The following is an 18,486-nucleotide window of genomic DNA, read 5'->3' on the forward strand; positions in this document are numbered from 1 at the left end:
TATGTTGAAATACGTAAACACAGGCATTGTCTTTCAAGAGATACCCGACGAAGTAACTTTGGCCATCAATATCAGTGGCTGTCCATGCCGCTGCCCGGGCTGCCATAGCCAGTATCTCTGGGAAGACGTTGGCCTTCCTCTGAATACCGAAGCGCTCGATGATTTCGTAGAGCGCTTCGGCAATGATATCACCTGTATCTCGTTTATGGGCGGTGATGCCGACCCAAAGAGTGTCAATCTGTTGGCGCAGTATATCCACGAGACCTATCCACAGTTCAAGGTGGCTTGGTATAGTGGCCGACTGCGTGTGCCGGCGGTCATCAAAAAGACCGACTTTGACTATATCAAAATCGGTCCTTTTATCCGTCATCTGGGACCCTTGAACAGTCCCACCACCAATCAGCGTCTCTATCGCCAGACCGCCGATGGTGAGTTTGAAGATATCACCTATCGCTTCTGGCGCAAACAGCAAATCTCTTAGAACTCCACCAGGATGCGGAACACCTTGCCAGGGTTCTCGCTCCACCAACGCATAGTTTCGAGTGCCTCTTCGGGCTTTATCACCTTGGTGATCAGAGTGTCGATGGGGCACTCGTTGTTTTCCAGATAGTGAATCACAGCACGGAAGTCAGAAGGCAGGGCATTGCGTGAGCCGCGGATGTCGAGCTCCTTCTGAACGAAGTACTTTGTCTGCAGCGACACCTCGCTCTTGGCATAGCCGATGCAGGCCACACGACCCGTGAAGGCCACCTCGTTGATGGCCATCTGATAGGTGGGCACGCTGCCCACGGCCTCGATCACCACGTCAGGACCAAAGCCGTTGGTCATCTCCTGCAGGCGCTGGTGAGCATCCTCGTTCTTGGTGTTGATGGTATAGGTGGCACCCATCTTCTTGGCCAGTGCCAACTTCTCGTCGTCGATATCGGCGGCAATCACCGTGGCACCACGCAGGGCCGAGCGTACGATGGCGCCCATGCCCACCATGCCGCAGCCAATCACCATCACCACGTCGATATCCGTCACCTCGGCACGGCTCACAGCATGGAAGCCCACGCTCATCGGCTCAACCAGTGCACACACCTTAGGTGTCAGGCTGCCAGCCGTGATCACCTTCTCCCAGGGCAGCACGATATATTCCATCATGGCACCATTGCGCTGCACGCCCAGTGTCTCGTTGTGCTGACAGGCGTTCACGCGGCGGTTGCGGCACGATGCACACTTGCCGCAGTTGGTATAGGGGTTGCAGGTCACCACCATGCCTGGCTTCAGGTTGTCGGGCACGCCAGCGCCCACAGCCTCGATCACGGCACCCACCTCATGACCTGGAATCACAGGGTTCAGTGCCATTGTGTTGCGTCCCATAAACGTGTTAATGTCCGAGCCGCAGAAGCCCACATAGTGCAACTTCAGCAGAACCTCGCCCTGGGCCAGAGCCTGGGGCTTTTCTATGTCTATAACATTCAACTCCTGCTGATGTGAAATCTGAATTGCTTTCATGATTCTTACTTGTTAACCTTTAATAGTGATTTATATTTGTATCCATAGAAGGCACACACAGCGAAACAAACCAGGGGCACGATGTAGGCCACCTGATAGAACGTCTCGTTCTGGTGCATGATGTAAGCCGTGAACTGAGGCACGCAGGCGTTGCCCACGATGGCCATCACGAGGAAGGCCGAGCCCGACTTCGTCTGTTCGCCCAGGCCGTGCAGGGCCAGTGAGAACTGCGTGGGATAGATGATGCTCATGAAGAACGACACAGCCAGCATGGCATAAAGTCCTACATAGCCGCCAAAGCTCATGATGACCACACACAGCACCACGTTGGCCAGTGCATAGAAGGTGAGCATCTTCGTGGGTTCAATCTTAGCCATGATGAGAGTGCCCACCCATCGTCCCAGCAGGAAGGCCAGCATATAGAGGCCGAAGAACGTGGTGGCAGTATCTTCGTCGATGCCGGCGTAGGTGCAGCAGTAAACCAGAAACAGGCTGTTGATGGCTGTCTGACCGCCGTTATAGAAGAACTGTGCGATGACGCCCCAGCGCAGGTGTGGCTTCTTCAGTGTCGAGAAGTCGATGAGCTTACCTTTCTTGTCCGTGCTCTCGTCGCCCACCTTAGGCAGTTTCACCACGATGAGCATCACGGCCACAGCAATCAGCACGAGGGCCAGGATGAGGTAGGGCAGCTTCATCGCGTCCGTCTCGGTCTGGATAAAGCCCTCCCATCCGCCAGGATAGTCGGCAGGGATGGTCTCGCGTGTAAAATCGTTGCCGCTCAGCACCAGCTTACTCAGAAACATGGCCGATATAAAGGCGCCCAGTCCGTTGAACGACTGTGCCAGGTTCAGGCGTCGTGGAGCCGTCTCTGCGTCGCCCAATACGGTGACGTAGGGGTTGGCTGCCGTTTCAAGGAAACACATGCCCGTGGCGATGACGAAGAAGATACAGAGATACACGCCATAGCTCTTCACCTGAGCTGCAGGGAAGAACAGCAGTCCGCCGCAGGCAGCGATGAGCAGACCCGTGACGATGCCCACCCTATAGCTGAATCGCCTCATGAACATGGCGATGGGGATGGGGCATATAAAGTATGCCAACCAGTAGGCGCTCTCAGTAAACGAGGCTTCGAAGGTGTTCAGTTCGCAAGTCTTCATCAGCTGGCGAATCATCGTAGGCAGCAGGTTGCTGCTGATGGCCCAGAGGAAGAACAGGCAGAAGATAAGGCCCAGGGCAAGTTGATTCTTTTTCATTGTCGGTTGTTAGTTATTTATTGCTTATATCGTCGTGGTTAGTTATGAGTTGGCCCAGGTCACGCGCTGCTGGTCGCCAATAATCTCCTGAACCTCCTTCACCAGGTTCCAGTCGGGCTCCTCGTTGGCCCATTCAATGTTGCGACGCACGTTGGCAGGGTTGGCCGATGAGAACAGGGTTGAGGCAATGCGAGGGTTGCTCACAGAGTATTGCACAGCCAACTTCTCGATGGGATAGTTCTTGGCGTTGCAGTGCTCGGCAGCCTTCTGACAGGCCTCCACCAGCGCCTTGGGTGCAGGATGCCATGCAGGCACGCCACGCTGCGACAGCAGTCCCATGCTCAGGGGCGATGCGTTGATAATGCCGATGCCCTTGGCCTCGAAGAAATCCAGATAGTCGGTCAGGGCGTCGTCGTTCAGGGTATAGTGGCAGAAGTTTAGGATGCTCTCCACGGGCACTCTCTCGGCCACCCATTTCAGGTTCTCCAGCTGCAGGTCGGTGATGCCCACATGACCCACCACACCCTTGTCTTTCAGTTCAAAGAGGGCGGGCAGGGTCTCGTCCACCACCAGTTGCAGGCCTCCAGGACGAGCCGCCTGAAACTCAATATCGTGTACGTTAATGAGGTCGATGAAGTCGATACCCAGGCGCTCCATACTCTCATAAACGCTGTCGGTGACGCGCTTGGCAGAGTAGTCCCAGGTGTTCACGCCGTCCTTGCCGTAGCGTCCCACCTTGGTGCTCAGGTAATACTTGTCACGTGGAATGTTGCGCAGGGCTTTGCCCAGCACGGTCTCGGCCTTGTAGTGGCCGTAGTACGGACTCACGTCGATGAAGTTGATGCCACCCTCGATGGCTGCCTCAACGGCTTCAAAACTCTCTTTCTCGTTGGTCTCGCGAAAGACGCTGCCCAGCGACGATGCGCCAAAGCTCAGGTGGGAAATCTTCATTCCCGTCCGTCCTAACTCAGTGTACCTCATGTTATAATTCTTAATTGGTTCTCAGTTTGTTATTCATGGTACCCCGACCGAGAATCGAACTCGGAACTAAGCTTTAGGAGAGCCTTGTTATATCCATTTAACTATCAGGGCATCAAAAAAATCAGATGCAAAGGTACTAAAAAAAGTGAAAAGAGAGGGCTGAAAAGTCATTTTTTTCCCTTTTCCGCCCTCTCTTTGTTGTTTTTGTCCTATTCTTGTGTTCTGTTCATACTTCTTGGCCAATGTATTATCCACGCTACCACCATTTGGTATCCACACTACCGACCTTTGGTAGGCACACTACCGACCTTTGGTAGGCACACTACCACGGCTTGGTAGCCTGGCTACCAACGCTTGGTAGTGTGGCTACCAAGCTTTGGTACTGAGAGTACCAAGGGGGTTGGTACTAAAAATACCAGAGGGGTTGGTACTGTGAGTACCAGCCCCTTGGTACCAAGGGTTTTGGAGAATTTGGCGCTAAAAAATGCTTTTGTTTTTATTGAGCAGTCAGGGCTTTAATCTGCTCAGGGGTCAACTGGCCTGAGTCGATAAAGTGCTGCATGATGTCGTAGAGCTTGCGCTCCATCTGCTCTGTGATGGTATAATCCCATTTCAGGGCCTCCTCTATGCTGACGCGCACACCACCTTTGTTGCCACTGTTGTCCAGGCAATAAAGCGTGATGTCGGGATGCTGTTCCTGCAGATAGGCAATGCGCTTGCGGAAATGGGGATAGCAGTAGATATAGTAATGATAGCTCATGGAGCGGTTGGTCCGCATCATGCGGTTTATCACATTCGTAAAACCTGTTTCTGGATCGTTGTGCACAAACACCACGCTCACTTTGAAGCCACGCTCCTGCACCATCCTCAGGCGCGTCTCGAACGATGGGATGCTGATGAACGCTCCATCGTAAACCAGTCCGGCACGGTCCACCAGCTCTTTCAACTTGGGATTGTTTCTCAGGGAGGTCGACTTGCCAGCGCCTGTCGAGCCCATCATAAAGAAAATGGTCTTGTTGTGCTCGGCCTCGGCACGGTTCAGCAACTTTATCAGCACCAGACTGTCTATCTGTCGACTTGCCATGATATAGTCGGTCACGTTCAGTCCGTTATAGCCAATGCATCTCAGTCCCTCGCGCACGTTGTCTGGGTCGAGTATGTTGCCACTTCCTGTCAGATAGGCATCGGCCAGCGAGTCCAGGTGCTCGCCCACCCATTGATAGGCGGCCTTGCCCTTGATAACGACTTTCGCAGAGTCGACACTTTCGTTGCTGGCGCTGCTGAGGCCTGCTGCCGACACGATGGTCTGGCAGAGAACCAGTAGTACTAGTAGGAATAGCTTCGTCTTATTTCTCATGGTCCACTTATATATATATTAATATGGTGTATGTTTCTCGTTTGCAAATATACGACTAATTCTTAAAAATACAAAAAATCATCATAATTATTCGTATCTTTTTTGTTCTTTACATCAAAATCTTTAACTTTGTGGCGATTTTTGAAATTATTTGAAATGATGAAGTACACCTTAACTAAATTGTTAATCATATCTGTAGCATTGTGTCTCACCTCATGTGCTACTATCGTAGACGCGATAAATGGAAGTAAGGCGAAGCTGTCCTTTGAGGGAAATATTGATACGCCTGTTTCCATTCAAACGAAGGACTCGACCTATCAGCAGGTGATGCTGCCTCAGGTGGTGAAGATTTCAAGCAACGACCTGAAAGTGCCCATCACCGTGTCTGTTGACTCGGCCAACGCAGTGCAGGCCATTCCTGGAGAGAAATTCAATAACTGGGTATGGGGAAATTTTGTGGCTGGTGGTATCTTTGGCGTACTGATTGACGTGGGGGCAAAAAAGACTTCTGTTTCTCGCTATAACCGTTTTTATATAAGCAAGCGTGACTCGCTGGGCGTGCCCATCTACAGCGTGACGGGCTATCCCCTGGAGCAATCGAAGAAGCTGAGTGATAGCAAATTCCGTCGCCACGAGATAGGATGTCATTTGGGGATTGGTGCCAGTGTCGATAAGGGCAGGATGCGGAAGATGGAAGATTATCTGGAAAAGAATCTTGGCTATGAACAAGGTTTTCTCTGTGGCTACCCGGGGGCTGCGTCAATAGGCCTTCACTACAGCTACTATCTGAGCAGGAAGTGGGCCATAGGTTTTAATTATGCATACGCTGCTGGGCGTTCAAATCCGTATTGGAAATATGACGAATTGATCTCTACAGACGATGCAGAGGGATGTGATGTCCTGGTGCGCTCTCATCTGTTGATGCCCTCTGTAAAGCATCTGTGGTGGGAAGACACCAAAGCTGCCATCTATACGAAAGCAGCACTTGGTCTTCAGTATCGTCGCCTTTTTTATAATTTCTATGACGAAGAGCCTGAAGTTAGCTTGCCAGAGGACAAAAGCTGGAAACTGGCTTACCAGTTCTCGGCTGTAGGCGTGGAATTCGGTTCTAGTTGGCTTCGCGCCTATTTTGAGTTGGGCTATGGCAACGAGGGTGTCGTCCTTTTAGGCTTTAGAACAAGGTTCTAACGTAATTATTTAATCAAAATATGAAAAAAGTTGGATTGTTAATCTTAAACTGTCTTATTGGTTTGTCCTGTTTTGCAGGATTGCCAAGCGACACAACCTATTATTATTATCACGATGCTTCTCTTGATAAGGTCTTAGAAAGCAAAACTTCTTTTGATGATGAGGTGTTGATGATTGTATCGGATGGAAACACAAAAAGCTGTTACTTCTATGGCTGTTCTAACGAATTTTCTGACGATCCGGCTGAGGGAGTCTTTCCAGGTTTTATTGTTCTGAAGGCAACCTCTTGGTCAATGGAGAAAGGGAAGTTTACTTGTGTGTTAAACTCAACGAATCATAAGTATACGAACCGTCCTGTTAATGCTGGTGTTGTAGAGGAGATTCCCAATGGATACAATCCCTGGCTGCAGATAAATGATTATTTCTGGAGTCAGATTGAGCTTGTTGGTACGTATAACAGTAAGAAAATCGAATTGGTTAATAAGACGTTATACCCAGAAGAAAAGAAGGTGTTTCGCAAGATTAGCTCATCAGAAATCAAGACTCTTTATAACAAGGATCTGTTGTCTGAAGCTCAGGCAGAGGCAAACTCGCAGGGTTATGTGTCTCCTGATGTATATCTTCCAGAATATGATGACGAGGAAGACGTTATTTTACTAGAAGAATAGAAAAGATATGCTTACATTTGAGATATAGCGTAAAGTGGAACTATCTCAACGTGGCGTACGGCATTGTCGGCTTTGGGGTCGATATAATCGAACTTGCCAAAATTCTCGAGCGAGCATCGTATGGCTTGTGATAGTTTCTTGTCGCGCATAAAGTCCCATAGACTCTTCATTCCACCTTGTACGCCAGATTTAACTTCGAGAGGCAGCACTTTCATGTCGCGCGAAAGCAGATAATCTATCTCGGCTAGCGAATTTTTTGCCTGACGAACCCAGTAAAATAGATCGTGATGGATATTAGGTGAAAGATAGTGTAGCACTTCCAATCCTGCAAGCATTTCGGCCATGGGTCCTTTGTTAACCAAATCTGCTGCAGTAGCAGTAAGGATATGTGTGGTGATTGTCGAAATATCGCCCATCGACATGTTTAACAGTCTCAACATCAGTCCTGTATCAAGCAGTAGCAGTTTGCGATAACTCTCGTCGGCCTCATCGCCCAGTGGGAGCCCGTTGCCGTCTGTATGTATGACAGGAATCAAAATTCCAGCCTTGACAAGTAAATCAAGCGCCTTTTTCACTTCTGCAGTCTTATATCCACCTGCCACCTGAGAGTATACAAATTTATTAGTAACCTGCGAAGCAGCACTATGCATGGTGGCAACCAACAATTGGGGATCAACCTTCTTTCTGTATTTCGGAAAGTCGGCTTCGTAACCAGTTATGATATCATCCTGTACCTCCTGACATTGCAGATAATCGTGCGTTTCTGCCCACTTGGCAACAGATTCAGGCATTCCACCTACCAACATGAAGGTACGAATCAATCCAACCAACTTGTCATGCAGAGGGGTGGGCAGGGGCGAATCAGCATTAGCTTGGCGACGAGCATCCAGCAGAAGCTGCTCGCCGTTGGCCAGCAAGAATTCATCGAATGTCATGGGGAACATATACATGGAGTGTATGCGCCCTACGCCGAAAGTTGGTATATCATCGAGCACAAACTCCAGCAGCGAACCTGCTGCCACTACGTGCAGATTGGGCATGTCCTCCTTGAAATATCGCAGAGCCATAATGGCTTCCTGACTTTCTTGTATCTCGTCGATAAATAGCAACGTCTCGTTAGCCACAATTGGTGTGCCACACATGGCAGCCATCTGTGGTACTATACGTTTTACATCAAGATCCTTCTTAAACAACTCTATATAGTTTGGTTGCTTTTCAAGGTTAATCTCGACAAAATACTTGAATGATTCGCCCAGATGTCTTACAGCAGTCGACTTGCCTACCTGTCTTGCTCCACGAAGCAAGATTGGTTTATGAACAGGGCGTGCTGCCCATTCGCTAAGATGTTGGTCAATAAATCTTTCGTAATACATGCAACTGTCTGATTATCTGGGTGCAAATATACGAAAAAGAAATTATCCAAACAAATAATTTGCCAAAAAATGAAAAAATCCAAAGAAATAATTCAGCAAAATTCGAAAAAATCCAAAGATATAATCTAAAATCAGCAGGACGGATACAGCTTGAATTCTTGATAAGTGAGAGAAATCAAAGAGTTATCCCCATGAGCTTTTACATCTTCGACGCAATCTCCACGTTGCGCTTCATATACTGCGCAAAGTCGCTTGAGCTCATCGGTGATTGCTGAGATGCAGCTATTTTCTGCATTTTGCGCTCCGTCACTTCCTTGTGGAATTGGTTGAGGTATGTCATAACTCATGTCGATATTGGTTTGTATGCTACAAAAGTACACATTATTTTTGAATCCGTAAATAAAACAAAAGAAAAAGCGTAATTATTTCTTTGAAAGATCATGAGGCAATTTGTTATTTACATATTGTTTAGTCGCTGTTTATTTGTTGTTTATTTATTTTGTCGCAGATATTTGGAGACAAAATACAATTGAGTTACCTTTGCAACGTGATTTCTAACTCAACAATTACTCCGTACAAATGAAGAAGATATTATCCTTTTTTTGCATGCTCATTGCATGTACTAATATGGCCGTTGGCCAAGTAACCATTTCTACTTCTGATTTAATCGGCACGAAATGGCAATTAACAGAGACAGATGATACCCGCTCAAAACCATTCTATGAATTTGCGCTCAAAAGTGCTCTGTGGCATTGTAGTGATGGTACAACATTCTCTTATCCATACTATTTGTCTGCATCAATCCCTACCGCATTTGATTTCACAAAAGTAGGTAAACGAACAAAAGGATGTTATTATACTAAATATAACTCTAAGATGGATTGTTTTTATTGCTATGCCATCAAGAGTTTCAATAAATCAACTGGAAAAATGGTGATTAAACGTGTTTACCCAACAGATATTATTGGACTAACTGATACGTTCACATTTGTTATGATGAAGAAGTAACGTTGCATCAATTTTTCTCCTCAACCTCTGAACATTTCGCTGTGATAAAGACATAAAAAAAGGGAACCGAAGTTCCCTTTTTTGTGTTTATTTAGAATGTGACGTTCATACCAAAATTGAAGCTGACGTTGCTGTCGAGGGGAACGCCAGAGGCACCCGTCTTGCCAATCATGTGGTCCATGCCCATGAACACGTTGAAGCCCTTGGGATGAACATTGAGCACCCAACCCATGGTGGTGCAGTAAGAGGTGAACGCAACGTTCATGCCTCCATCGAGCCACTTCAGTGGGGTGTAGTTGGCACTCAGACGACCCTCGCTCCAGCTGTAGATGCCATCGAAGCGATGGGTGCCCAGCAGGCCGAAGGTGATCTTGTCGTAGACAGGCAGGGGATACTCTACGCCCAGACGTACGGTGGCAGCCAGAGCCTTGCTCTTGCCAGCCTCGTCGTCCTTAGCCTCCAGGTGGGCGAAGTCGGCCAGGTCGTCCTGAATATCGTCGCCACCATTCTCGAAGCTGCCGTCGTTATATTTCATCTGGAAACCAGTGAACTCGAAGTCTTTGCCTGCCGATTCGGCCACCATGGTGTTGCTCCAGCTGATGAAGCCCAGGTCGTTGAGCGAGAGGCTCACCTTTGTGCCGTCGAGCCAGTCGAGGGCGAAGTCCTTAAACTCGTAGACAGCACCCAGGTCTAAGCCCAGACCAAAGCCGCTGAGGCCAGCACCATCAGTGTCGATGCCGTTCACCTGACTGTAGGTGTCTTCCTTACCCTTGTATTCCTTCTCCTCGGTCTTGAACTTGCCACCCTTCATGTTCAGCTCGCCACGAGCCTTACCACTGAGGATCCACTTGTTGCCCACCATGTTGGCCTTGACACCGTCCATTGAGAAGTCGGCATAGGCACCACCAAAGAGCAGTTTTACCTTGGCACCAACGCGCAGGTTGTCCATGATCTGGCGAGAATGGCCGAAGCCGAGTTCAGCATAGGTCCATCCACGAGCGCCGAGGTCGTCGAACGAATATTCCTTGTTGGCCATGTTCTTGGCAAAGTCGAAGAACGAGTAGGGCACTGAGAGGCCAACGTGTGTGCGCTCCTTGAGTTCGATGGTGTTATAGCCGCCAAAGCCCTTGAAACCCACAGAGACGATGGGCAGGTCCATATCCAGAATCAGGTCGTTGCCATCCTTGCTGATGCCCTTCAGAGCCTCGTCGGCGCTGATGCCTGGGTGCAGGAAGGTGGCCGTCTTCTTGGCGTTGGGATATTTGGGATTGCCGTAGTAGGGGTTCTTAAACAGCACATCGCCCACGCCCAGAGAGCCCTGCAGTCGCATACCGAAGTTACCCAGGATGGGGATGGCCACATAGCCCTGGTCGTTGCCGTAGGCAGCGTTCATATCGTGACGATACTTGAAGTCGTCGGTGAAGTAGGCCGAGTTCAAGTCTTGCGCCATCATGGTTCCAGCCGATGCCGTGAGTGCTGCGGCCAGTATATATTTTCTAAAAGATGTTTTCATTGTCTATATATGTATATGGTGTGTTGAAACTTATCACTTTAACTCACTTTCCGAGACTTATTTCTTGTCCTTCTTGCTGTCGGTATCAATAGAGATCTTACTGTTGATGCTCACCTTCAGGTCCTCAATCTTGATAGAGTGCTTGTCCTTGTTCAGGGTGGTGACATCGACAGAGGTGGCAATCACCTTGAACTTGATGCCGTCGAAGTTGATGTCCTTCAGGTTGACATCGGCAGGCTTGGTCAGCGTGATCTTCAACTCAGTGGGCTCCTTGCCAGAGAGGTTAGAAGCAATCACCTGGTCAGACTCCAGCTTGATGCTGGGCAGTTCCTTAGGCTCCTTGCTGTTGTCGATGGCCACAGGCTCGATCTTCAGCTTCAGTGGGGTCTTGTTGGTCACCTTACCAGTGATCACCAGGTTGGCCTCTCCGATGAAGTCGATGTCGTTGTCAACGATATCCTCGTGGAAGCCGTCCACCTTGTCGTCGTAAACGATGACAGAGTTCTCCTGCATTGAGAGAGGAGCCTTGAAGTCGTATGCTGTAGAGATCTGATAGTTGTGTCCCAGCAGGATGGTGCCAGTCTTCTCCTTGTCTACGCAGACATCAGCATGGAACTTGATCTTGTCAGGGATGCGCTCAATCAGGTTAGACAGGTTGCTGACCACCACCACCTGCGTGTAGTCCTCGTAGGGCTCAGCCTTAGGCTGGCGGCAGATGAGGATCTTAGAGTTCTTGTTGCGAGGCACGTTGATGTTCTTCACCTCGACAGTCTTCTGTGTGCCGTCGCTGAAATATGAGGTGAGGGTGCCGTCGATGGCAGCGTCGAGGTCGACATTACTGTTGATGTTCAGCGTGAGCTGTGGGTCGTTGAGCGAGATGCTCACCTGGGGGTCGTCCAGGAAGTCGGGCACGTCGTCAATCTTGAACTCACTGTCCTTGATGTCGATGTTCGGATTGAACTTACCAGTGGCGCTGGTCAGCTTCACAGTGCCGATATTCACCTTACTCATGATTCTCATGTCAGTGATGTCGCCGCTGCCCTTCACCAGGTTGTCGTACGATACGGTTACGTTCACATCGCCCAGCATGTTGATCTTATCGCCCTCGATGGCCAACTTATTGGTGGCGTCGACGTTCATAAACTTCAACTGCTTGATCTTGACGGTGGTAGTGTATTTCTGGTTCGTGTAGAGCTGTCCCAGTTTCAGCACGTTGCCCACCAGTGTGCCAAAGGTGGCACTCTCAGGCTCAGGCACCATGTATTCAGGGAACTCGATATCAAACTGATTGAACTTCTTGAGGAAGCCCTGCAGGTTGCTGTTGAACTCAAGGTTCAGCGTCATCTTGCCGTCAACACCAGCAGTCTCTAGACTCACCACGTCCTCAGGCTTGTCTGTGCTATAGTCGAAGGCATTCAGGCGCACCTTCACAGAGCCAGCTGAGTTGGGGATCTCGTCGCCCACATTCAGGTAGTCCAATCCTGCAGGCTTCTGACTGGGACCAATCTTAGGGTTGATGTTGTTATCTGCGCTACCGTTGATGCTGATGGCATCAACATGAGGCTTACCCGGATCAACGTCGTCGCCCTTCTTATAGAAGATGTAGTCGCCCTTCTCGCCTTCAGTGATGGCGATGCGCTTGTTGTCAATGGTGATGTACTTGCCATTGGCATCTTCCATGATGAACTGGATACAGTCGTCGTCTTTCAACTTCAACAGATCTTTAATGGTGATTTCTTCACTGCCTCCAAGAGGAACAGTGAAATCGTTCAGGTTTACGCCGATGGTGGTGTCCACATCACCCACGTCAATGCTATCGTCGGTAGAACAGCCTGCCAACATTATGCCCCCTGCAAGAAGAAAGCATGATAGCATTTTAACTTGCAATTTAGTAAATTCCATACTTAAGTGTTTAGTTGTTATATAATTATGATTATTGTTTTTGCGATTGTTGTTTTGCCAAAAGCCATGCAAAATTAAGAAATTTTAATCAATCAGCCAAACATTGTTTATTATATTTTTCTAAATGACCATAAAATTGTTACAAATGGGATATAAATGGCTGTTTTTCTCTTATCAAATCATAAAAAAACAGGTGATAATTTGAAAAATACACAGTATGATGATAGGCGAGAGAGATTTTTTTCGTACCTTTGCACCCATTATAGAATAGGAGAAAGCATTATGGAATCAAAATTGGTTATTTATAATACACTGACGCGCCAGAAAGAGCGCTTCGAGCCCCTGCATGCACCCAATGTGGGCATGTATGTGTGTGGCCCCACCGTTTATGGCGATCCTCATCTGGGACATGCACGCCCAGCCATCACCTTCGACCTGGTGTTCCGCTATCTGAAGCACCTGGGCTATAAGGTGCGCTATGTGCGCAACATCACCGATGTGGGTCACCTGGAGCACGATGCCGACGAGGGTGAGGACAAGATTGCCAAGAAAGCCCGTCTGGAGCAGTTGGAACCCATGGAGATCGCCCAGTACTACACCAACCGCTATCACAAGTATATGGATGCACTGAACGTGTTGCGCCCCTCTATCGAGCCCCATGCTACCGGTCATATCATCGAGCAGCAGCAGTTGGTGCAGCAGATCCTGGACAACGGCTTTGCCTACGAGAGCAACGGAAGTATCTACTTCGATATTGAGGCCTATAATAAGAAGTTCCAGTATGGCATCCTCAGCGGACGCTCGCTGGAGAACATCAAGGACGCTTCGCGCGACAACCTCGACGGTGTGGGCGAGAAGCACAACCAGGCCGACTTTGCCCTGTGGAAGAAGGCACAGCCAGAGCACATCATGCGCTGGCCCTCGCCTTGGAGCGATGGTTTCCCTGGCTGGCACTGCGAGTGCACGGCTATGGGTCGTAAGTACCTGGGTGAGGAGTTTGATATCCACGGCGGCGGTATGGACCTGATCTTCCCTCACCACGAGTGTGAGATTGCCCAGGCCCAGGCTTCTATGGGTCATCCTGCAGTGAAATACTGGATGCACAACAATATGCTGACCATCAACGGTCAGAAGATGGGTAAGTCGTACAACAACTTTATCACCTTGGAGCAGTTCTTCACAGGTAAGCATGAGTTGCTTGAAAAACCCTATTCGCCCATGACCATCCGCTTCTTCGTGCTGAGTGCCCACTATCGTGGCACAGTAGACTTCTCGAACGAGGCTCTGCAGGCTGCCGAGAAGGGTTACGAGAAGTTGATGAATGCCATTGCCGATCTGGAGCGTGTGCAGGTTTCAGACAAGTGTGATGCTGAGACCGAGAAGGTGGTAAAGGCCCTGCGCCAGAAGTGCTACGATGCTATGAACGACGACCTGGCCACACCACTTGTGCTGAGCTACCTCTTCGAGGCTTGCACCGTGGTCAATAAGCTCATCGACCACAAGGCCACTATCTGTGCCGACTGCCTGAAGGAACTCTCAGAGACCATGCGTCTCTTTGCCTTCGACATCCTTGGCCTGAAGGAAGAGAAGAGTGGTTCTAACGATAGTCGTGAGGAAGCTTTCGGTAAGGTGGTTGACATGGTGCTGGAGCTTCGTGCCAAGGCTAAGGCCAATAAGGACTGGGCCACCAGCGACCAGATTCGCGATGCGTTGGCTGCTGCCGGCTTCGAGGTGAAGGACACCAAGGACGGTGTTACCTGGAAGTTGAATAAATAAGTTGGCGATTCAGAAAGACGGCTACCGTCTTACGCAAGAAATATCCGTATGAGAGGTACATCAACCCATCATACGGATTTTTTGTGCCCCATGAGTTTTTCATGATGAAATACTGCTCGCCCTCCTCATCGTGTGCCAGTCCCACGATGGCCATGCAGTGGTCGTCGGTGGTTCTGCCGTTCCACAGCGAGGTGACGGCATAGCCCTCCTCCCAGTTGAACCCCTGTTCGCTGATGTCTCCCTCCCAGCACACACCATGACCAGTGCGGATGGCGCGCTCAGTGATGCTCAGCAGCGAGTCCATGGGCAGGTTCAGCAGGGCGTTGCCCTCCCAGTTGTCCTTCCATTGGGGCACGGCTGTCTGACCATAGGGCAGGTCGCTGTCACTCATTAGTCCGATATACTCACCTGGTGCACACACACTCCTGGCAAACTCCTGCAGCGTGTACTCGGCGCCATACATAAACGCCAGGCGTGGCTTGGGGATATCCACCGTGCGCATCGAGTTATAGGGCACCAGTCCGTATTTCTGAATGATGTTCACAGCCGTGATGCCCATGCCACGCTTCGAGGCAGGCGCCTCCTTGCATGCCTCCACGGCCTTCTCGACGAATGCCACAGAGAGGTGAACAGAGTCGCCCATCATGATATGCTCTGTCTCAATGGTGGACAGCATGGCATAGGCCCAGCACACCTGCGAGGTGTCCTGGTCCTTGACGGGTGTATAGGACAGCAGCACGTCGTTCACAAACCCCTTGGGCTTGTGCGTGCAACTACATAAAGTGCTCATTATCAAGATGAAAAACAACAGTCTTTTCATGACGTTTCTTTGAATTTGGGTGCAAAGATAAGCAAAAAACGGCAGTGGAATGACAAAGGTACAAAAAAAAGTAGTAACTTTGCACCATGAAAATGAATGATTTTGAAATAATGGCCCCTGTGGGCAGTCGCGACTCGCTGGCTGCAGCCCTGAAGGCAGGAGCCGATTCCGTGTATTTTGGCGTGGAGCAGTTGAACATGCGCTCCCATTCTGCCAATCACTTTACGATTGATGACCTGCGCGATATCGCCGCCACCTGTAATGAGGCTGGCGTGAAGACCTATCTCACTGTGAACACCATCATCTATGGTGAGGATATCGAGACCATGCATCAGATTGTGGATGCTGCTGTCGAGGCAAAGATATCGGCCGTCATTGCTTGCGATATTGCCGTGATGACCTACTGTCGCAAGGTGGGTATGGAGGTGCACCTCTCTACCCAGTTGAACATCTCGAATGTTGAGGCCCTGAAGTTCTACGCACAGTTTGCCGATGTGGTGGTGCTGGCCCGTGAACTGCGTATGGACCAGGTGGCCGAGATCTATCGTCAGATTGAGGAACAGCATATCTGTGGCCCCAGTGGTGAGCTGGTGCGCATAGAGATGTTCTGTCATGGTGCGCTGTGCATGGCCGTGAGTGGTAAGTGCTATATGAGTCTTGACAACACAGGCCGTTCGGCCAACCGTGGTGCCTGCATGCAGATCTGCCGCAGAAGCTATATCGTGACCGATCGTGAGACAGGAACGGAGCTCGAGATTGACAATAAGTATATCATGAGTCCGAAGGACTTGAAGACCGTTCGCTTCATCGACAAGATGATGAAGAGTGGCGTGCGCGTCTTTAAGATTGAGGGTCGTGCACGTGGTCCTGAATATGTGCTCACCGTGGTGCAGTGCTATAAGGAAGCCATCCAGAGTGTGCTCGACGGTACCTTTACCGAAGAGAAGAAGGATGCTTGGGACGAGCGCTTGGCAACGGTGTTCAACCGTGGTTTCTGGGATGGCTACTATCAAGGACAGACCTTGGGCGAGTGGAACTCAAACTACGGTTCCAATGCTACGGAGCGCAAGCGCTATATTGGTAAGGGTGTGAAGTACTTCTCGAAACTCGGTGTGGCTGAGTTTGCCGTTGAGGCTGGCACCTTCAGTGTGGGCGATAAGATGCTCATCACAGGTCCCACAACGGGTGCACTCTATGTCAGCGTCGACGAGATTCACGACGATACCAGCAGTGTGCAGACAGCCCAGCAGGGTACACGTGTCAGCATCAAGGTGCCCGAGAAGGTGCGCCCCAGTGATAAGTTGTTTAAGATAGAGACCGTTGAGTAACTTGCCTTTGGTGGTAAGGTAAAAAACGAGAAAGTTGAGAGATATGACAATTAACGAAAGACAAGACGAGATTATTGAAGAGTTTGCAGGCTTTGACGACTGGATGGATAAGTACCAGTTGCTCATTGACTTGGGCAATGAACAGGAGCCACTTGATGAGAAATATAAAATAGAGCAAAACCTCATTGACGGCTGTCAGAGTAGGGTATGGCTGCAGGCCGACTATGCTGACGGAAAGATTCATTTCAGTGCCGAGAGTGATGCGCTGATTGTGAAAGGCATTGTGGCTTTGCTTATTCGTGTGCTGAGTGATGCGACACCACAGGAGATTCTGGGTGCCGATCTGTATTTCATCGAAGAGATAGGATTGAAGGAACACCTGTCGCCCACACGCAGTAATGGCCTGTTGGCCATGGTCAAGCAGATGCGTATGTATGCGTTGGCTTTCCAGGCAAAGGGGTGAGAATAGAACAAGAAAGGGGCGTTACTCCTCCTCCAGGGCACGCTCCTCGTTGTAGGCGTTGATGCGCTGCAGGTAGTAATTGCGGAAATCCTCCCAATGATAATACGGGGCTATGTCTGTCTTCAAGGGCAGCGTGGCCTCGTTCTCGTTGAGTAGTACTTTTACTAGGATATCCTTGTCGTGGATGCCGTTTCGATAGAACACAAACTGCAGGTTGCCAGCCATGGGAATCATCTTGTAGTTGGCCCATCCCTGGCGCTCCATCTGGTCGAGATCGTTGGTAGACAGGTCGTAGCCGTTGATGCCCATCAGACATATCAAGGGCAGTAATGCCGTGTCGTGGCCAAAGCGCAGGGTGGCGCCAGGATGGTCTAACCTGAGGCAGCTGTCGGCCTTCTCGATGATGTTCCTCAGTAGGAAGCGCTGTCCAAACGGCATCTTGCCGCCGTTGGTGGGAGCAAAGCCAAAGCCCAGATACCAGAAGGCATTATCCTTACGCCAGTTCTCGTAAATCTCCTCATCCGTGAACAGGTCGTAGAGCGTGATTTTCTTTCTGATGTCCATGTCCTGAACCACGGAAGCCAGGCGGAACAGGTACTTGTTCAGTTTAAAACCATCGACGTTGTGGTTCAGATAGGCCGTGTCGGCATAGAGCTGTCCGATGACGCGCTGCCATGGTGAGTGCTTGTCGACGAAGGCGTTGTAAACAGCAACGTTTTCGTCGCTCAGCGACTTGGTGTTGAGTAGTTTGTCGTTATGGCGTAGATAGTCCATGTCGGCCTGACTGGCATCCAGTTTGATCTTTAGTTTGGGATTCAGGGCCTGCAGGCGAAGCAGGGCGTTTGTCATCGACAGGATGGCACGTATGGATGTGGTGCTCTTGGCCTCGATGGTGACGTTTCCCTCGAACACGGTGGGGAAGCGGCGTGTCATGCGCTCGGCAATCTCTTGCTGTTGCTGGGCGCCTAAGGAGGTGAGCTCGCCAGCACGGTTGTAGGCTTCCTGTTCCATCATCTTAACGCGCTGAAGGACATCGCTGCCTAATGGCGTGAGGGCATGTGCGTCCTCACTATTCTGCAGGGTCTCAATGACATAGGTGAAATCGTCCGTCTTCGTTGGGTAGCGTGAACCGTGTCGGCCAAAATGACTGATATAAAAGGGTTTTTTGTTCTCTGGCGCTGACGTCAGTTTATGCTGCTTGGGACCAGGATAGGCCAGGAATGACCCACCAGACAGTCTGAGGTTCTTTTTGATGTCCTGCTGGGGTTTCTGTGCGCAGACGGTGAGCGCCAGTACCAGCATGCCATATATCATTAAAAGCCTTTTCATGTATTTCAGTCAACTAAGTGGGGGCAAAGA

The 18,486-nt window shown here is 49.9% G+C and carries 17 protein-coding genes and 1 tRNA gene; 7 read left to right on the forward strand and 11 right to left on the reverse strand.

Annotated features, from left to right (window positions below):
• Window position 1 precedes the first annotated feature (1 nt).
• Entirely contained in the window at window positions 2–481 is a 480-nt protein-coding gene (nrdG, locus tag M1D30_RS00780) for an anaerobic ribonucleoside-triphosphate reductase activating protein (RefSeq protein ID WP_248505232.1), read from the forward strand.
• Here the strand turns inward: nrdG and M1D30_RS00785 are convergent.
• From M1D30_RS00785 to M1D30_RS00805, 5 genes are all read right to left on the reverse strand, one after another.
• On the reverse strand, window positions 478–1,497 hold the full coding sequence (locus M1D30_RS00785) for a zinc-binding alcohol dehydrogenase family protein (protein WP_248505234.1): 1,020 nt from the start codon (window positions 1,495–1,497) through the stop codon (window positions 478–480). The genes nrdG and M1D30_RS00785 overlap by 4 nt on opposite strands.
• A gap of 5 nt (window positions 1,498–1,502) precedes the next feature.
• Window positions 1,503–2,750, reverse strand: a complete 1,248-nt coding sequence (fucP, locus tag M1D30_RS00790) for an L-fucose:H+ symporter permease (protein WP_248505237.1) — start codon at window positions 2,748–2,750, stop codon at window positions 1,503–1,505.
• 42 nt (window positions 2,751–2,792) lie between these two features.
• The gene (locus M1D30_RS00795; RefSeq protein ID WP_248505239.1) at window positions 2,793–3,731 is read right to left on the reverse strand and encodes an aldo/keto reductase; all 939 of its coding nucleotides are present in this window, start codon (window positions 3,729–3,731) and stop codon (window positions 2,793–2,795) included.
• Window positions 3,732–3,767: 36 nt separating this feature from the next.
• Window positions 3,768–3,842, reverse strand: a tRNA-Arg gene (locus tag M1D30_RS00800).
• Window positions 3,843–4,227: 385 nt separating this feature from the next.
• Complete coding sequence (locus M1D30_RS00805; RefSeq protein ID WP_248505241.1) at window positions 4,228–5,088, reverse strand: zeta toxin family protein; 861 nt, start codon at window positions 5,086–5,088, stop codon at window positions 4,228–4,230.
• A 156-nt stretch (window positions 5,089–5,244) separates the two neighbouring features.
• Here M1D30_RS00805 and M1D30_RS00810 point away from each other — a divergent pair, with 156 nt between their 5' ends.
• Both M1D30_RS00810 and M1D30_RS00815 read left to right on the forward strand, forming a co-directional pair.
• Complete coding sequence (locus M1D30_RS00810; protein WP_248505243.1) at window positions 5,245–6,276, forward strand: hypothetical protein; 1,032 nt, start codon at window positions 5,245–5,247, stop codon at window positions 6,274–6,276.
• A gap of 80 nt (window positions 6,277–6,356) precedes the next feature.
• Window positions 6,357–6,944 (forward strand): hypothetical protein, encoded by a 588-nt coding sequence (locus M1D30_RS00815; RefSeq protein WP_248505245.1) that lies wholly within the window; start codon window positions 6,357–6,359, stop codon window positions 6,942–6,944.
• An 11-nt stretch (window positions 6,945–6,955) separates the two neighbouring features.
• Here the strand turns inward: M1D30_RS00815 and M1D30_RS00820 are convergent, their stop codons facing one another.
• On the reverse strand, window positions 6,956–8,317 hold the full coding sequence (locus M1D30_RS00820) for an ATP-binding protein (protein ID WP_248505247.1): 1,362 nt from the start codon (window positions 8,315–8,317) through the stop codon (window positions 6,956–6,958).
• Window positions 8,318–8,516: 199 nt separating this feature from the next.
• Complete coding sequence (locus tag M1D30_RS00825; protein WP_176756963.1) at window positions 8,517–8,657, reverse strand: hypothetical protein; 141 nt, start codon at window positions 8,655–8,657, stop codon at window positions 8,517–8,519.
• Window positions 8,658–8,896: 239 nt separating this feature from the next.
• Here M1D30_RS00825 and M1D30_RS00830 point away from each other — a divergent pair, with 239 nt between their 5' ends.
• On the forward strand, window positions 8,897–9,325 hold the full coding sequence (locus tag M1D30_RS00830) for a hypothetical protein (RefSeq protein ID WP_248505249.1): 429 nt from the start codon (window positions 8,897–8,899) through the stop codon (window positions 9,323–9,325).
• A gap of 91 nt (window positions 9,326–9,416) precedes the next feature.
• On the opposite strand, the gene M1D30_RS00835 is transcribed toward M1D30_RS00830, so the two are convergent.
• Entirely contained in the window at window positions 9,417–10,838 is a 1,422-nt protein-coding gene (locus M1D30_RS00835) for a DUF5723 family protein (protein ID WP_248505251.1), read from the reverse strand.
• A gap of 57 nt (window positions 10,839–10,895) precedes the next feature.
• Complete coding sequence (locus M1D30_RS00840; RefSeq protein ID WP_248505253.1) at window positions 10,896–12,680, reverse strand: hypothetical protein; 1,785 nt, start codon at window positions 12,678–12,680, stop codon at window positions 10,896–10,898.
• Between the two features lie 342 nt (window positions 12,681–13,022).
• Here M1D30_RS00840 and cysS point away from each other — a divergent pair, with 342 nt between their 5' ends.
• Window positions 13,023–14,516, forward strand: a complete 1,494-nt coding sequence (cysS, locus tag M1D30_RS00845; protein WP_248505255.1) for a cysteine--tRNA ligase — start codon at window positions 13,023–13,025, stop codon at window positions 14,514–14,516.
• Here cysS and M1D30_RS00850 read toward each other — a convergent pair.
• Window positions 14,494–15,336, reverse strand: coding sequence for a C1 family peptidase (locus M1D30_RS00850; RefSeq protein WP_248505257.1), 843 nt, complete (start codon window positions 15,334–15,336; stop codon window positions 14,494–14,496). The genes cysS and M1D30_RS00850 overlap by 23 nt on opposite strands.
• A gap of 86 nt (window positions 15,337–15,422) precedes the next feature.
• Here M1D30_RS00850 and M1D30_RS00855 point away from each other — a divergent pair, with 86 nt between their 5' ends.
• Window positions 15,423–16,664 (forward strand): peptidase U32 family protein, encoded by a 1,242-nt coding sequence (locus M1D30_RS00855; RefSeq protein ID WP_248505259.1) that lies wholly within the window; start codon window positions 15,423–15,425, stop codon window positions 16,662–16,664.
• Between the two features lie 43 nt (window positions 16,665–16,707).
• Window positions 16,708–17,127, forward strand: coding sequence for a SufE family protein (locus M1D30_RS00860; RefSeq protein ID WP_248505261.1), 420 nt, complete (start codon window positions 16,708–16,710; stop codon window positions 17,125–17,127).
• Window positions 17,128–17,148: 21 nt separating this feature from the next.
• Here M1D30_RS00860 and M1D30_RS00865 read toward each other — a convergent pair whose 3' ends face one another.
• Window positions 17,149–18,456 (reverse strand): histidine-type phosphatase, encoded by a 1,308-nt coding sequence (locus tag M1D30_RS00865; RefSeq protein ID WP_248505262.1) that lies wholly within the window; start codon window positions 18,454–18,456, stop codon window positions 17,149–17,151.
• Window positions 18,457–18,486: the final 30 nt, after the last annotated feature.

The sequence above is a fragment of the Prevotella sp. E15-22 genome (assembly GCF_023204875.1).
Classification (GTDB): domain Bacteria; phylum Bacteroidota; class Bacteroidia; order Bacteroidales; family Bacteroidaceae; genus Prevotella.

Coding starts and splice junctions, on each gene's coding strand:
- M1D30_RS00825 (WP_176756963.1), bottom strand. CDS start 8,657: ATGACATACCTCAACCAATTCCACAAGGAAGTGACGGAGCGCAAAATG.
- nrdG (WP_248505232.1), top strand. CDS start 2: ATGTTGAAATACGTAAACACAGGCATTGTCTTTCAAGAGATACCCGAC.
- M1D30_RS00860 (WP_248505261.1), top strand. CDS start 16,708: ATGACAATTAACGAAAGACAAGACGAGATTATTGAAGAGTTTGCAGGC.
- fucP (WP_248505237.1), bottom strand. CDS start 2,750: ATGAAAAAGAATCAACTTGCCCTGGGCCTTATCTTCTGCCTGTTCTTC.
- M1D30_RS00820 (WP_248505247.1), bottom strand. CDS start 8,317: ATGTATTACGAAAGATTTATTGACCAACATCTTAGCGAATGGGCAGCA.
- M1D30_RS00840 (WP_248505253.1), bottom strand. CDS start 12,680: ATGTTGGCAGGCTGTTCTACCGACGATAGCATTGACGTGGGTGATGTG.
- M1D30_RS00850 (WP_248505257.1), bottom strand. CDS start 15,336: ATGAAAAGACTGTTGTTTTTCATCTTGATAATGAGCACTTTATGTAGT.
- M1D30_RS00855 (WP_248505259.1), top strand. CDS start 15,423: ATGAAAATGAATGATTTTGAAATAATGGCCCCTGTGGGCAGTCGCGAC.
- M1D30_RS00865 (WP_248505262.1), bottom strand. CDS start 18,456: ATGAAAAGGCTTTTAATGATATATGGCATGCTGGTACTGGCGCTCACC.
- cysS (WP_248505255.1), top strand. CDS start 13,023: ATGGAATCAAAATTGGTTATTTATAATACACTGACGCGCCAGAAAGAG.
- M1D30_RS00835 (WP_248505251.1), bottom strand. CDS start 10,838: ATGAAAACATCTTTTAGAAAATATATACTGGCCGCAGCACTCACGGCA.
- M1D30_RS00830 (WP_248505249.1), top strand. CDS start 8,897: ATGAAGAAGATATTATCCTTTTTTTGCATGCTCATTGCATGTACTAAT.
- M1D30_RS00805 (WP_248505241.1), bottom strand. CDS start 5,088: ATGAGAAATAAGACGAAGCTATTCCTACTAGTACTACTGGTTCTCTGC.
- M1D30_RS00810 (WP_248505243.1), top strand. CDS start 5,245: ATGATGAAGTACACCTTAACTAAATTGTTAATCATATCTGTAGCATTG.
- M1D30_RS00785 (WP_248505234.1), bottom strand. CDS start 1,497: ATGAAAGCAATTCAGATTTCACATCAGCAGGAGTTGAATGTTATAGAC.
- M1D30_RS00795 (WP_248505239.1), bottom strand. CDS start 3,731: ATGAGGTACACTGAGTTAGGACGGACGGGAATGAAGATTTCCCACCTG.